Below are 14,921 nucleotides of genomic sequence, written 5' to 3' on the forward strand. Positions count from 1 at the left end.
CATGGAAGGGCGTCTGCCCCCACATAATCTCGATGCCGAGGTAGCAACCCTCGGCGCCGTTCTTCTCGATGCCTCATCGGTTCCCCGGGTTATGGAGTTCGTCCGTCCCGAGGATTTCTACCGCAGATCCCACGGCTCCATATTTGAAGCTGTTCTGACTCTTTGGGATCGCGGGGAGAGCATCGACCTCATAACGCTTACCAACGAGCTCCAGTCTACAGGCGTCCTGGAGCGCGTCGGTGGTGCCTCGTACATCTCCTCGCTGACCACGGCCGTTCCCACCAGCGCAAACGTTGAGTACTACGCTCAGATTGTCCGTCAGACCGCCCTGCGGCGACGGCTCATTACCATCGCGGCGGAGCTCACCGAGAGTTGTTTCGACGATACGATTCCCACACGCCAGTTGCTTGAGGATGCGGAGCGTCGTATCTTCGAGCTGGCCGAGACAAATCAGACCCAATCGTTTCAGCCTGCCAAAGAAGTGGTTCGCCGAACCATTACGGCAATCGAAAAGCTCTATCATAATCAAGACGCCTTCACCGGTGTTCCTTCGGGGTTCTCGGATCTGGACAGCATGACCAGCGGGTTTCAGGCCAGCGAATTTATCGTTGTTGGCGCGCGTCCTTCGGTGGGAAAGACAGCGTTGGCCCTCTCCATGGCGGCCCACATGGCGGTGGGCCAGAAAATACCCGTGGGATTCTTCACCCTCGAAATGAGCGATATGGCGCTTATGCAACGTCTTGTAGCCAGCGAGGCCCGCATCGGAAGTCAGACCATCCGGACCGGAATGCTTCGGTCCTCGGACTTTGCAAACCTTACCCATGCAGCGGGGCGCCTCTACGACGCGCCTCTGTGGATATCGGATTCTCCGGGAATGCGCCTTCTGGACCTGCGGGCCCAGGCGCGGCGCATGGTAGGGCAACACGGAGTCAAGGTGATCTTCGTGGACTACATTACCCTCATCACCAACGAGAATCGGGAGCTGGCGCGGCACGAGCAGATCGCCGAGATATCCCGCTCCCTGAAGGCGCTGGCCCGGGAATTGGACGTTCCCGTCATTGCACTTTCCCAGGTATCGCGCGACACTGAAGGTAAGAGGCCCATGCTCTCGAGTATTCGGGAATCAGGAAGTATTGAGCAGGACGCCGACGTGGTCATCTTCCTTCACCGGGAGCGAAACCTCGAGGAGTCCTCCACGGAGAACATGAACGTCATCAAGACAGAGCTGATCGTGGCAAAGCAGCGGAACGGTCCGGTAGGAACGATCGAGATTGCCTTTGTTCCGCGCTATACCAAGTTCGAGAATCTGTCTCATGATATGAAGTAGACTGAATGAAACAGGTGGCATTGCACGCAAGGTGTTGTGTCACGGGACTGAGAAACGGGGGGATGAACCATGGATTTCAGAGATCTCTACGCCTTTGATGAACTGGCAAATGAGGCCGAACGGCTTGTGATTGATGAACTGGAGCGGCAGCTGGAAGGGGAGAATGCCCCCGATCTTGGCGAGGACGCCGATGGAATCGTCCTGGACATTGCCGCCTATGCCTTGAATCGAGTCCCTCCCCTGTACCGGGCAAACCTGCTGGGAAGGCTCTACGCAGATTCTCTCAAGGACGAACACGAAAAAACGGTGCGCGAGGCCGTAGCTGACGCGATAGCAAAGGTTATCGGCTAAATCATTACCGTCTTCCGAGCCCCGTCCTCCCGTCCCCCTCGGCCCCGGTCTAGCCAGGGCCTCATCGATCAGATAAAGGGGTCAGGATGAAGGGGCTGGATCCCCCGATTCAGGGTCAAAATAGTCCGTCTCTTCGTCTATGAGGGAATCATGGAACCGGCCGCTTTCGAACCGGCTTGCCTCATCTTCTTCTTTCTCCTCATCCTCGGGAAGTTCTTTCTCGGGTTCTTCCTCCCGGACGATCAGATCTTCCAGGGTCGTTCGTGAGTCGTTGACACTGATTATGTAAGGATCTGCCAAAGCCGGGTGGGAGGTGTGGAACAGGCCGTCCGGCCGCTGGGCAATCCAGGCCGCGCCCGAAGCGGTACGCACCACCGTGATATCCAGAACGGATTCCTCGGAGAACCGGCTGATAAGAGAGAGGGTGCCGTCCCAGTTCACGGAGAAAACGTAATGGTCGTTCAGAACCAGCCGTCGCGGCATGTGCGCCTGATTCCGGGATAGTTCGCTCACCCGGGATCCGTCCCACCGAAGGACTCCCCCCCGATCATCAAGGGTTGTGTAGACGGCGCCCCGCAGAGGATCCACGGTTATTCGCGCATCAAGATATTCCCCGGGAATTTCCAGAATTGTTCGGCGACGGCTATAGTTGGGGCCGTCGAAAACCTCGATCACCGTGGCGGTCTCTCCCCCCTGGCTATTGCTGATGCCCGTTGCGAAGAGTCTGCCCCGTCTGGGATCATAAGTTAGTGAAAAGATCAGTCGGGCATCTGTCTCCATGGGTACCGTCTGACCCGTCCGGGGATCTATGCGCAGGAGCGCTGAATCAAGAAACCCTCCTGTATAGGCCTTGCCCAGGAAAATATCCCGGTCGGTGCGCATGGCCGTCTGGAATCCCGTACCACGGTAGGAGAAGGTCTCGTTTCCGCTATCCAGATTGACCATGGCCAGTTCTCCCGCTCTTGAGAGGGTCAGAATTTCGTTGCCATGAGCGTAAATGGATCGGACTCCCGAAGAGAGGCGGATAGGAAGATCGGTCACCTCGCCGGTGAGCCCGTCTATCCGTTTCAGGGGAGAGCGGGAATCTTCGGGAGACCAGAGGAGCAATTTTTCGCCGTCATGGTTGCCGGGCACAATGCGGGCCCCTTTCCCCATGGCAACGGAAAAGGATGTCGCCCCCACGGGAGAAATAGGCTGACCCGGCCGGGCTCTTCGCATGTCTGCCAAAAATTGTGTGGGAAGCGAGAGAAGCTCCTCCTGTGTGAAAATCCAGAGCCGGTCATTGCTGGTGGCAATCGTCGTGATCGGTTCAATGATTGACTCGGCAAAGAGGGTTGGGTCATCACCCTGGTGGGGTAACAGAAAGAGTCGTCCTTCCAGATCAGAGCCGTAGAGCAGGCGATCCAGAGATGCAATATTGTTTATGGTATGCTGAGGGAGCCTCATCGCAGGCGAGGTTTCTTCCAGGCGGCCCTGGTGGAATCGGAAGCGCCGGATCTCGGGCATTCTGCCCGATGTCTGGGAGAGGACCAGGATCTCCTCCCTCAGGGCATCGTGGTGAATCTTTCTGATTCTCCCCGCTTCTGCCTGATCAACCACATTGCCCGAGAGCAGGTCCACCACGGCAAGCGTCCCCGTAGCGGTCTCGGCGGCGGCAAAGCGACGCTGGGAGAGAAGGTGTAAATTGCTCAGGTCCGAGGGGCCCTCAAACTCCCCCTCAACTCTGCCGTTGGCGATATTTCGGTATACGATGTTTCCCGACGAGGGCGAGTAGGTCATGACCCGCTCTTCGCTACCGGCTGTAACAAACCAGCTTACAATGCTGGTGGCTTGCTGAAGAAAAGGAAGCCTCCTCCCCGAGGATGCCCGGAGTATTCGCATGCTCCTGAGTCCCGGCACGGAATAAAGGAGATAGGATCCCCGGGGAGATGCCTCCATCCAGAGAACCTCTCCGTCGGGGGTGTGCAGATAGCGGCGCTGACCGGTTTTCCAGTTCCAGAGAGAAATCCGGTGGAGGCGGTTTCCGTCGGAGCTGTAGAGTGCCACCTCGTTTCCGTTCGGGAAGGGCGCGATAGCACGAACGGGGAAGCGGTCAGCCCGGATGCTTTGCAAAAGGGCTTCGGTCCGGGTGTCCCAGACCATGAGTTTTCCGTCTTCCCCTGCCGTAAAGAGAAGGTTCTCTCCCGGGAGCGTTGCCATGGCGGTTATCTCGTCGGTATGACCCGATCGAACCAGGGCACGAGGCTGAGCCAGCAGGGTATCGGCCTGAGAGAAGGCAACAACCAGGGTCAGCACAAAGGGGATCGTCCAGGCACGTTTCGTATGTATCTTCATTGTCTTAGCTCCGGGCAAAGAAAAGAATATCATTAAAGACAGCGAAAAACATAAGGCCGACAATAATGATGTTTCCTGCAACCTGATAGTGGTAGACCAGTCTGGGATGCAGGGGTTTTCTTGTGATGATCTCCACACCCGTCAGGAGAATCTGGCCTCCGTCGAGGGCGGGAATGGGCAAGAGGTTCATGAAAAAGAGGGTTATGCTGATGAGGCTGAGAAAGTTAAAGAATGAGAATAACCCTGCTCCGAGTCCTGCCCGAAACCCTTCAGCGGCAACCTCTCCTACCATATAGGTGATCCGCGCAGGTCCCATGAGGGCCTGGTTCAGATCGATTCCGGAGAAGAGCAAGCTGATGCTCCGGAGGGTGAGGTGAAGGATCTCCAGGGATTGATCGAAGCCTGTTTTAAGTCCCCCCAGAGGCCCTATCGTGCCGGAGGAGACCTCCATCGCTTTGTATCCAATACCCAGGGAGGGTGTGCCCTCATCGGTATGGCCGGGAACGATCCTGAGGCTGATGATCTCCCCGTCGCGGCTGATCTCGGCCGTGACGGGAGCGCTGGCACGGGTCTGCAGGAGTGCTTCCAGGGCGATGCTGTGGGGTATCTCCTGGCCTTCCACGGCAAGAATCCTGTCACCCGGTCGCAGCCCGGCCATATCAGCGGGGGATCCGGGTATCACCTGGGAAATCACCGGTTCTATCCAGGGATAGATTCCTATATATCCAGCTCCCGTGGAGGGGTTCAGGGCGGGAACCAGGGTCGTGGAGAACTCCTGATCCTCCCGTTGATATTTCAGGGAGAGATCTTGCTGGGCCGAGCGGCTTACCAGAGACTGGATATCCCGAAATGATTCGACCCTTTGTGAGTCGATCTGAACAATCAGGTCGCCTGTCTGAAGACCTGCCTGGGCTGCAGGGCCTTGTCGATCGGGGTGGTAATCATCGGCCAAAATGATCTTGTTGGGAAAGGTAAAAAAGGAATAGCCGATCATGGCGATGATCCCCAGAACGACTACGGCAAAGAAAAAGTTAACCGCCGGTCCCGCCAGGAGAACCAGTATGCGCTGCCAGGGGCGGGCGGCGTAAAAATCGCCCTTTTCAACGGTGATGGAAGAGCTCTTTTCCTGCCATGCCTTCAAGAGGGCGTGCTCCCCTTGCATTTTGCAGTATCCGCCGATGGGGAGCCAGCTTATTCGGTACTCGGTCCCTCCCCGGGTGACAGACCATATCTTGCGGCCCCAGCCAACGCTGAAGGCCTCGACGGCTATTCCCATCTTCTTGGCCACCAGAAGGTGTCCAAGTTCATGGACGAACACCACCAGGCCCAGTCCAAACAAGCCCACAACAACATTTATCATGAAGAAACCTCGCAGAAATACCCTGTGGAATGTCCCCAGGAAGATACCCTTCTAGGGGACCAGAAAGAATAGCACATAGCCATAGTAGAAAAATGGCGCTGCAAAGATGGGAGAGTCAATCGAATCAAGGAGTCCTCCGCGACCTGGGATGAGCTGTCCTGAATCCTTGATCTCGGCGGAGCGTTTCATGGCAGATTCTACAAGATCGCCCAGGATAGTGGCTACGCCAATGATGGCACCGAAGGCGATATGGGCAAAAATGGACCCGGGAAGAATCTCCGGGAACACCAGGCCTGCCACAACTACAACGGCGGGGGTGGTGCAAAACCCTCCCACGAATCCTGCCACCGATTTATTGGGGCTGATCGCCACCGGAGGGGCAGCCCCGGCAGGGGTGGTGATCTTTCCCAGAAGTCTGCCAAAGAACCAGGCCGCGCTATCGTTCAGGTAGGTGCAGAGCAGAAAGAGAACCACCAGATGCGAAGGGTGGGGCAACTCTGTCAGACGAAGAGCGTGCCAGAGAAAAAGCCCGGGATAGAGGAGTACAAAGGTGTGGGTAGTTATCGAGGGGATGATTCCAGAGAAATCCCCGTGATGGCTCCGAAAAACCTGGATGGCCATAACCAGGGAGAGTCCCAGAATGATCACGCCCACCACGGCAAAAGAGGGCGAGCAGTCGCCGGGAAGCCAGTGAGCACTATAGCCCGCACCAGGGACGAGGGCTCCCATGAGAGGGATCACCAGCCAGCTGTGGCGATAGGAACAGGTCTGTTCCGGGAAAAATCGTGCAGTTTCGCGTGCTCCCAGAGCGGATGCCGCGATTGCAAGAAAAGCAAAGGCAGGGAGACCCGCCTGGGGCAGGAGCAACGCACTTGCTGCCAGAAGGGGGATGCCGATAAAGAAAACCAGAAGTCGAAAAATTGTGTTTTGTGTCATCCTGTACCGCCGAAGTTTCGTTTGCGCAACCCGAAGTCGTGAATTGCCTTTCGGAGATCTTTTCCTGTCCACTCGGGCCAGAAACGATTGCTGAAATACAGCTCTGCGTAGGCACTTTCCCAAATGAGGAAATTGCTGATACGTCGATGCCCTCCGGTTCTGATAATCAAGTCAGGATCGGGGAGGTCCGGCAGATCCAGATGGTGCTGAATATCCTCCTCCGTCAGGAGAAGAGCTGCCTCGTCCAGGGGCTCTCCGCAGGAGCCCAGTTTGTGTTGCAGCGCCCGGTTTGCAGCGCGAGCGATCTCATCCCTCCCGCCGTAATTCACAGCCAGGTTTACGGTGATCGCCGTGTTGTTGCGGGTCTCTTCGGTAACCCGGTGAATCTCATCCCGAACTTGGGAGGGGAGGCCCTCCAGGTTGCCGCTGTGTCGGACGCAGACGTTGTTGTCCCGGTAGAACGAATACTGGCTGCGCAGATTTTTTGCCACCAAAGCCAGAATGAACGAAACCTCTTCCTCGGTGCGACGCCAGTTTTCGGTGGAAAATGCGTAGAGCGAGAGGTACCCGATGTTTTGTTCGATCGCTTCCAGAACGATCCGCTTCGCCGCCTCGATTCCCTTTGTATGGCCCCGGGTGCGGCGAAGTCTTCGTCGGGTGGCCCAGCGTCCGTTGCCGTCCATGATAATGCCAATGTGCCGCGGAACGGCCGCTGAGGGTTTCTCTCCGCTCCCCATCAGATCTCCAGGATCTCAGTCTCCTTGGCTGCCAGCACCGTATTGATCTCTTCGATGCGCTGATCGGTCAGCTTCTGGATTTTTTCCTCGCCGCGCTTCAGATCATCCTCGCTGATCTCGCTGTTTTTCTCCAGCTTTTTGAGCTCGTCGTTGGCATCCCGGCGGATGTTCCGTACCGCTACCCGGCCTTGTTCTGCAGCGTTTTTGGCGAGTTTTACCACCTCTTTGCGCCGCTCTTCTGTCATGGGGGGGATGCTGATACGGATTACTTTTCCGTCGTTGCTGGGGTTCAGGGACAGTTCCGATGCGTAGATCGCCTTTTCAATGTCGCCCAGGGCACCCTTATCCCAGGGTTGGATGACCACCAGCCGGGGTTCGGGGACGCTCACGCTGGCTACCTGATTCAGTGGCGTAGGCGTCCCGTAGTACTGAACCCGGACCTTGTCAAACATCGCGGCGGAGGCCCGGCCGGTGCGCAATCCTGCCAGCTCCTCTTCCAGGGCGGCGACGCTTTTCTTCATTCGCTCTTGTGCATCCGTGATAATTGCTTCCATAGCTCGTTCCTCCTTGCAATGGTTGGGTGGTTAGGCCTCTTCTCCCACAGCGTATACCAGGTATCCGCTCAGGGAAAGAGACGTTCCGGCTGTTTTGGAGAGCTCCTGTGCCACGGTAGAGACGCTCTTTTTCTCGTCCTTTACAAAACCCTGATCAAGGAAGCAGATCTCGGCCAGGTGCTTCTTGAGTTTCCCCTGGGCGATTCCCTGGAGCACCTTCTCGGGCTTGTCCATGTTTTTTGCCTGGGTCATGAAAATTTCTTTCTGCTCCGCCAGGTATTCGGGATCGACGGAATCTTCCGAGAGATAGGTGGGCCGGAAGGCAACGGCATGAAGGGCGCAGTCGAAGGCAAAATCCTTCACGTCCTGACGCTCCAGGGCAGCCGGGTCTTCAGCGCCCAGGGCCACAATGCACCCCAGTCGGCCGGAATCGCCATGAATGTAGGAAGCGAAAATCTCGTTATCTTTTTTCTCGATACGGCTGAAGCGGCGGAGACTCATGTTTTCCTTGATGGTGCTGATCGCGTCCCTGATACGGTTTTCGATGGCCTCGTCGGCTTCGGTGAGGTTCCGTTCGAGGATCTCCTGAGCCAGGCTCTCTCCCAGGGCGACAAAGGTCTCGTTGCGGGCAACGAAGTCGGTCTCGCAGGCCAGCTCCAGTACCAGACCGGTGTTACCTTCGGTGCGGGTAAAGATTCGCCCCTCGTTGGTGGCCCGGCCACTCCGCTTTGCAGCTGCGGCCTTGCCCAGTTCCTTGAGAATGCGCTCGGCCTTTGCGAAGTCGCCTTCGGCTTCGGTGAGTGCATTCTTACAATCCATCATGCCGGCTCCTGTTTTGTCACGGAGCTTTTTTACGTCGGCTGCGGTTATTGCCATTATGGTTATTTCCTCCTGAAGATATGGTTCAAGTGCATTAACGGCGACAAGGGTGGGGAGGGGGGTTCCCCTATGTACCCATCCCTATCTGGTCGCCTGGAGGAGGCCCCGCCGGGGGCCTCCCGGTGAGATCAGCTCTGGTAGAGCGTTTCCTCGTCAAGGCCGGCTTCTTTTGCAACGGCTTCCTCGGGCGTTGTCTCGTCGGCGGGAAGCTCCGGATCGTTTCCGGGTTCGTAGTCGGAGTAGTCCTCCGTGGTAAAGCCCTTATCGGAGTCTTCCGAGGAACCGACCGCCTCGGCCAGGCGAATCTTTTCTGCGTCATCGCTTCCGGGTTTTGCTGCAGAGGGCGAGGTGAAATCGTCCTCGGTCTCATCATCCTGGAGGTTTTCGATAACTTCCAGGCCGATCTCGTTGTCCGCCTCGATTACCGCTTTGGAGATAATCTGGGTAAAGAGGGTGATTGCCCGAATGGCGTCGTCGTTTCCGGGGATCGGGTAGTCGATATCGGTGGGATCGCAGTTGGTGTCCACCACAGCAACGATGGGAATCCCCATGCGTTTTGCCTCGGCAATAGCGATCGCTTCGCTTCGTGTGTCTATGATGAAGATCGCTCCCGGGAGCTCTTTCATCTCTTTGATTCCGCCCAGGTTTTTCTCGAGCTTCTGTCGCTCTTTGTTCAGGCGGGAAATCTCTTTCTTGGTAAGGCTGTCAAAGGTTCCATCCACTTCCATCTTTTCCAGCTTTTTGAGCCGGAGCAAGGACTTTTTGATGGTGGAGAAGTTGGTAAGCATGCCGCCCAGCCAGCGGTTGTTTACGTAGTACATGCCACAGGCTGTTGCTTCGGCCTCAATGGCCTGCTGTGCCTGCTTCTTGGTGCCCACAAAGAGCACGCTCTTGCCTTCAAGCACGGTCTGGCGGATCATCTCGTAGGCATCCTTGATCGCCACAATCGTCTTTTGAAGGTCGATGATGTGAATTCCATTCCGCTCGGCGAAGATAAACTTCTTCATCCGGGGATCCCAGCGCTTGGTCTGGTGCCCAAAATGTACACCGGACTCCAACAAATTTTTCATCGTAACTACGGCCACGATTCCTCCTCTTGCAGGCCCTCAAGGCCCGCCCCTTCGCTTTGTCTCGAACGGTTTTTCTTACAGAAAAACACGCCGGAAGATTATGATTCTTTAGCCTGAATTACCCGGGATTCGTCCCGAAAATTGGTAAAAAATCGTTTGATAGTAGAATATACCTGGTGTATTGGCAAGCCCATCACGGCATCGTAGCTTCCTTCCAGATGGCTGACAAAAGCAGCGGCACGGCCCTGAATTCGGTATCCGCCGGCAACATCGCGCCATTCCTCGCTGGTGAAGTACCACTCCAGATCAGCCCGGGAAAGGGGCGCAAAGGTTACCTTGCTTGTGACAACCTCCTCCATCCAGCTTTCGGGATCTGTCGGGTCCTGGTAGAGGATTATTGCCGTATGAACGCGGTGAGTGATTCCCGAGAGGTTTTGCAGCATCGTCCGGGCCTCGTCGATGCTATGGGGTTTGTCCAAAAGCATTCCTCCTGCATCGACCGTGGTATCGGCGGCCAGGGCAAGATGCGATGGGGGGAGAGGGGCCACGGCGGCTGCTTTCAGCCGGGTCCGTTCGAGCGCTATCTGCCGGCAGATCTGATCGGGAGGGGTGTCGGGGTGAATGGTATCGGGCCCGCAGGAGGCTTCGTCGGCCTGGGAGGGGCACACCAGGGGCTCTATCCCCATGCGGCGCAGCAACTCTTGCCTCCGGGGGCTTGCGCTGGCCAGGGTTATGCAGAGATGTTCAGGAAGTGAAAGATTCATGAAAGAAACGCTATCACAGGCACCGGCGGAGAGCAACCTGAAGAAGTCCCTGAAGAAGTCCCTGAAGAAGGGAGGAATATTTTCTCCCCATGCGTTGACTTTTTCTGGGGTCTGCGCGTACTATGCTGTCCAGACGGACACGTAGCTCAGCTGGATAGAGCGTCGGCCTCCGGAGCCGAAGGTCGTGGGTTCGAATCCCGCCGTGTTCATTCCTATCTGCTTTTCATACAATAAGTTGGAAAATACCGGCGATAGCCGGGCGGAGAAAATCCGACAGGAATCCGACAAAAATCGCACATGAAAAAATACAGTATAGTCTTGTCCGGAGACCGCGAAACTCTCGGGGGCAAGCTGTTCCCCGCCAGCCGCTCCTTCCGGTAAACCTGCAAATTTGCCGATAGTGCTTTTCGTGGTGTTTTGTGCAAGATATTCGACACTAACACTGGTTAAAAAAGCTTGCCACTTTCATCGGGCCAGGATTTGCCAAGGCATGTGCCGGCATGGGGGGCGGAGGCGGTCCCAATGCTATGGTTCTCTTTAAGAAATATCCCAATCCGTATGTCTATTCCTTGACCAGCGGATATACTTCATCAACTCCCGATTTACTGTGCTACAATCAAATTTTTCACTATCAAAATCGCCGTCGGACCATTGCATATAGTGATCATGTTCCTCGTGATCAGGGTCTTTTATCGCGTCGCAGAATTCAAGGTAGCCGGGGACGCTGCCGACATCTTCCGGCGGACAAGCTCGCATGCCCTCAAGGCACACGATCTCTGTAGGTAATTCCGGATTAAAATAGTTGCTTTTCTCAAGAACCACTTCATGTCTCCAGCTGTCCCCGAAGTCATAGAGATAGTGAAACCTGCGTCCGCTCTGTTTTATAAGATTGCCAAGATGATATCTGCCGCATGTCAGCCCGTCTTCTTTCGATTCCGGATACTCGGTATATCTTTTTTGGCCTATGGTGAATTCGTGCAGATGACTGTCGGTCCAGCCCATAATGATCTGAATAACATCATGGAGCCGGTCCAAAGTTATGTTTGACGGCACAACAAAACGCCGCCATATTGCAGGCTCGATATCAAGAAGTTGTATTTTTAGCAGATAATTTCTTTCGCTCATTTCTTCTCCTCATATTTCGACCAAAAGCTGTGTTTGCGGGCATGGTTCTGCATAATCTGCTTTTTAAACTCGACATGGCGATTGAAATTCTTCCAGTCGTCAACATATTTTGCCATCTTGTTCAACTTCTTTAGATATCTGACACCATGGGGATAGGATTTAGTATAGCCCCGATCCAGAATAGATACCAGCAAACTCCGGTAAATGAGGCTGGCCGCAAGATGTCGTTCTTCTGATTCCATGTTTTCTGCCAAGGGGATCAGACTTCCGTAAAAGTTCCCGTCAAGCTGTCCGGCTCGCTCCATGAGGTATTCCTCGGCTTCCTTGATTTTTCCGATTTCGATCAGAAACCCGGCATCCGATGTGGAAAGGGTCTCGTTTTTTAGGATTTGTGTCACCTCGGCGGTAATGACCTCGTCCCTTCTGTCATGACCAATCACATCAAGAAGAGCCTGCAGGGTATCCGTGGAATGGAAGGATTTGAATTTCCTGTAAAGAATTTCTGTCAGTTTTTCTGAGTCGCCCTGCCTCTCATAAATTTCCAGCAGAATTTTTTCCCGCTCATATGCCTGAAATGTTTCCTCCTCCGAGACCTTTTTAAGCCATGAATGAGCTGCTTCAACATCTCCGCTTTCCAGATATACCCGGGCTATATCGATGAAAGCTGCCGTGGAGAGCTTGCCCCATGAAGCAATTCGGGTCTGTTCAAACAGTTTGGCATCTTTGATCTGTCTGGCCAGGGATTCAATAAGGATCAGGTGATGTCGCCTGTCATGTTCCTCATTTTCTTTATCAGCCCGCTGTTGAAGCGTGGAAATCATTTGTCGGATAGCATCTTCAGGCAAGCATTCTCTGGCGCAGTCAATCAAAATGTTCCTGATACCGTAATCATCGTTTTTATTCACTTTCAGAATGATTTCGACAACTTTATCCTTATCAGCACAACGTGAGGCATAATCAACAAAAAGATCTTTGGCATCAAAGCGGAAAATATCACCGATATGCCCATTGGAATCATCGCATATTTCAAAGATGGCACTGTCAGCCTCAAAGAAAGAGGCAGCCATTTCCGTACCGGTAAGTGGATCCTCCACACCGGCTTTTAAATCCTGCAGAAGCATTCCAAGTTCCCTGGCAAATCCGGCGGCACCGCGCCAATCGATAGAGCAGCTGAACCGCTTCAAATCTGATATTTTCTCCTTGAATCGCTGAGTGTTTTCCTTCGGCGAGGCGATCAGTCGTTCTATTAAATCATCAGCTTCATCAGAACTGCCGGCAAGATCCAGGAGTGCGTCGGCAAGAACTTCAATCCCCTGATCAATCAATTTGTCCCTGCGGTTATCCCTTGAGTATTTCATCACCATTTTTATTATTCTGCTTCGGCATAAAATTTGTAAATCGGATTGATTTTATCATGGAAAGTCTTGTTGGCGAAGAACAACGGGCTCTTGGATGACGTCCATTCCCTTGCGACTCGGGGCTGCGGATGTTTTCTTGTCCGCACAGCCTTTCTGTAATCCCTTCCGGTTGCCTGCCGTGTAACCCCATGGTAACGTGTTGTTATGGCAACAGGAACACCGTCTTCATCAAACGGACGAAATCGAGTAGCCACGGAGCAACGGCTGGTACAGGCAACGATCGATCTGATCCGCGATCGAGGTTTCGACGCAGTTGGCGTAAACGCTATAGCCGAACAGGCCGGGGTGAGTAAAGTGCTCATCTACCGGTATTTTGGAGACTACTCCGGGCTGCTTCGTGCGGTGGCCGAAGAGCTTAAGGGCTTTGATCCGGACTTTGCATCGTCCGTGATGGAACGCCTTGGAGAGAACGCCACGCCCGGTTCCATCATGCATTCCACCGTGATGGCGCTTCGGGAAATGATCTCGCGCAACGAGATTATCAAGACCCTCCTGGTGTGGGAACTCTCTGCGAAAAATGAGTTAACCGACGCCCTCTGTGAAAGCCGGGAGAAGATCGGTCTGAAACAGACAGAACAGTTCGAGAAATTTCTCTCCTCCAATCGTCCCGATGAAGAAATCGATCTCCAGGCACTCCTCGCCCTTGTTACTGCGGGAGTCTACTACCTGACCCTCCGGTCCGATACCGTGCAAGTCTTCAACGGTGTCGATATACAGAGCGATGAGGGCTGGCATCGTATCGCCCAGGTCATCAGCGACCTTATAAATCGACCTCCCTCGGATTGAGGAAATCTCCCCCAGCACGAAGGCAGGGACGACTCTTGACTAATTTGTAACCACCCGGTAACATATGGCGCAAGTAACTTGGTAGTAACATTTGGAGGGGGTATGGCCAACGTATCGTTGAGAGGAGTTCTCCCGCTGTGTGCAATTCTGTGCATTCTGACGGTTGTGTTTGCAGGAGGGTGTGCCGGTTCACCAGATAAAATTGGAGAGGTTCTGGCGGACGATATCCGGGTGGAAACAGTGGAGTGGGCACGGCTCGCCCAGAGCGCTCATAACTATCAGCCCTGGCAGGTGAGGCTCGACCCACTTTTCCGCGATAGAATGAGGCTCTTCATAGAACCTGATAGACTCCTGCCCGAAACCGACCCCCGGGGACGCCAGACCATGGTCTCGCTGGGGCACTTCCTCGCGGTGGTCGAGGCCCGCGCTGCGCAGCTTGGCTACCGTGCCGCGATTGATCTGTTTCCCAAGGGTGGCGAGAGCCTGTGTGATTTCTCGAGAGTGCCCGTTGCCCTCATTACCTTCACGCGCCTCGGGCAGGTCCATTCGGAACGTGCCGTTGCTGCCGACATCGACGCCCTGACCACGGCAACGGTGAAATATCGCTATCGCCCTGCCGCTCTCGGGCCAGAGCTTGTGGAAAGAATCACCTCCTATGCGGGCAGTGTGGAGTCTGGTCTGCGCGTGGATGTTGTAACGGACCCGGATAAGGTGGCCTGGCTGAATCGCCTGTCGATAGAGGCCTTCACCATTGAGATGGAGCATGAGGCTACCCTGATCGAGACCTACGAAAGCGTCCGTTGGAACGGCCGCGAACGGCGCCGGCACCCCTACGGTCTGGCTTTCACCGCGAACTTTCCCCATCGCTCACTTTGGATGATTGACGCCCTGATGACGATCCGGTCCCAGAGACCGGAGGCCTTCGGGCGCAGCGGAGTCCGCATGTTCACCAGAGCACTGGAGGAGATCAACACCTACATCATTCTTGCTACTGAGGATAACAGCCGTCGTTCCCAGGTCGAGGCCGGAATGGTGCTGCAAGCCATGTGGATGGACCTGCACGCTACAGGTCATGTGGCGCTGGCGATTTCCCAGCCCCTGCAGGAATATGCAGAAGTGGCCGATCTCTATGCCGAGGTGCACCATCGGCTGGCCCCGGATGGAGAAACCCTGCAGTTGTTTCTGGCGGTGGCTCGCCCCCGGGGAGGGCAGCATCTGTTCAGTCCCCGATTTTCCGCCTCGGATATTATCATTCGGTCATAGCCTATGGCCCATAGCCC

At 55.0% G+C, this 14,921-nt stretch carries 14 protein-coding genes and 1 tRNA gene; 5 read left to right on the plus strand and 10 right to left on the minus strand.

The genetic code is table 11. The features are described from left to right. The first annotated feature begins 1 nt into the window (after window position 1). Complete coding sequence (dnaB, locus tag BW950_RS03440) at window positions 2-1,327, plus strand: replicative DNA helicase (protein ID WP_076487892.1); 1,326 nt, start codon at window positions 2-4, stop codon at window positions 1,325-1,327. 69 nt (window positions 1,328-1,396) lie between these two features. Next, window positions 1,397-1,678: a late competence development ComFB family protein gene (locus BW950_RS03445; RefSeq protein ID WP_076487893.1), complete on the plus strand. Its 282-nt coding sequence runs from the start codon at window positions 1,397-1,399 to the stop codon at window positions 1,676-1,678. An 81-nt stretch (window positions 1,679-1,759) separates the two neighbouring features. Here the strand turns inward: BW950_RS03445 and BW950_RS03450 are convergent, their stop codons facing one another. The 8 genes from BW950_RS03450 to BW950_RS03485 form a co-directional block, all read right to left on the minus strand. Beyond that, window positions 1,760-4,012, minus strand: coding sequence for an outer membrane protein assembly factor BamB family protein (locus BW950_RS03450; RefSeq protein ID WP_076487894.1), 2,253 nt, complete (start codon window positions 4,010-4,012; stop codon window positions 1,760-1,762). Between the two features lie 4 nt (window positions 4,013-4,016). Beyond that, window positions 4,017-5,372, minus strand: a complete 1,356-nt coding sequence (gene rseP / locus BW950_RS03455) for an RIP metalloprotease RseP (RefSeq protein ID WP_076487895.1) — start codon at window positions 5,370-5,372, stop codon at window positions 4,017-4,019. A gap of 51 nt (window positions 5,373-5,423) precedes the next feature. Next, window positions 5,424-6,308 carry a phosphatidate cytidylyltransferase gene (locus tag BW950_RS03460; protein ID WP_076487896.1) on the minus strand — a complete coding sequence of 295 codons (885 nt, stop codon included), beginning with the start codon at window positions 6,306-6,308 and terminating at the stop codon, window positions 5,424-5,426. Further along, on the minus strand, window positions 6,305-7,045 hold the full coding sequence (gene uppS, locus BW950_RS03465) for a polyprenyl diphosphate synthase (protein WP_076487897.1): 741 nt from the start codon (window positions 7,043-7,045) through the stop codon (window positions 6,305-6,307). Before uppS ends, BW950_RS03460 begins: the two co-directional genes overlap by 4 nt. Then, entirely contained in the window at window positions 7,045-7,599 is a 555-nt protein-coding gene (gene frr, locus BW950_RS03470) for a ribosome recycling factor (protein ID WP_076487898.1), read from the minus strand. Before frr ends, uppS begins: the two co-directional genes overlap by 1 nt. 30 nt (window positions 7,600-7,629) lie before the next feature. Then, on the minus strand, window positions 7,630-8,475 hold the full coding sequence (gene tsf / locus BW950_RS03475) for a translation elongation factor Ts (RefSeq protein ID WP_076487899.1): 846 nt from the start codon (window positions 8,473-8,475) through the stop codon (window positions 7,630-7,632). A 131-nt stretch (window positions 8,476-8,606) separates the two neighbouring features. Then, window positions 8,607-9,563: a 30S ribosomal protein S2 gene (gene rpsB / locus BW950_RS03480; RefSeq protein WP_076487900.1), complete on the minus strand. Its 957-nt coding sequence runs from the start codon at window positions 9,561-9,563 to the stop codon at window positions 8,607-8,609. Between the two features lie 83 nt (window positions 9,564-9,646). Further along, a complete protein-coding gene (locus tag BW950_RS03485) occupies window positions 9,647-10,312 on the minus strand; it encodes a Maf family protein (RefSeq protein ID WP_076487901.1) in 666 nt (221 codons plus the stop codon). Window positions 10,313-10,447: 135 nt separating this feature from the next. On the opposite strand from BW950_RS03485, the gene BW950_RS03490 reads away from it, so the two are divergent. Beyond that, window positions 10,448-10,521: transfer RNA gene (locus tag BW950_RS03490), tRNA-Arg, on the plus strand. 328 nt (window positions 10,522-10,849) lie between these two features. Here BW950_RS03490 and BW950_RS03495 read toward each other — a convergent pair. Then, window positions 10,850-11,437, minus strand: a complete 588-nt coding sequence (locus tag BW950_RS03495) for a plasmid pRiA4b ORF-3 family protein (RefSeq protein WP_076487902.1) — start codon at window positions 11,435-11,437, stop codon at window positions 10,850-10,852. Beyond that, entirely contained in the window at window positions 11,434-12,801 is a 1,368-nt protein-coding gene (locus tag BW950_RS03500; RefSeq protein ID WP_200796780.1) for a tetratricopeptide repeat protein, read from the minus strand. The genes BW950_RS03495 and BW950_RS03500 overlap by 4 nt, the downstream gene beginning before the upstream one ends. Window positions 12,802-12,999: 198 nt before the next feature. Here BW950_RS03500 and BW950_RS03505 point away from each other — a divergent pair, with 198 nt between their 5' ends. Beyond that, window positions 13,000-13,641, plus strand: coding sequence for a TetR/AcrR family transcriptional regulator (locus BW950_RS03505; protein ID WP_076487903.1), 642 nt, complete (start codon window positions 13,000-13,002; stop codon window positions 13,639-13,641). A 102-nt stretch (window positions 13,642-13,743) separates the two neighbouring features. After that, window positions 13,744-14,904 carry a nitroreductase family protein gene (locus BW950_RS03510; RefSeq protein WP_076487904.1) on the plus strand — a complete coding sequence of 387 codons (1,161 nt, stop codon included), beginning with the start codon at window positions 13,744-13,746 and terminating at the stop codon, window positions 14,902-14,904. The last annotated feature ends 17 nt before the right edge of the window (window positions 14,905-14,921 follow it).

Source organism: Alkalispirochaeta americana, from assembly GCF_900156105.1.
Classification (GTDB): domain Bacteria; phylum Spirochaetota; class Spirochaetia; order DSM-27196; family Alkalispirochaetaceae; genus Alkalispirochaeta; species Alkalispirochaeta americana.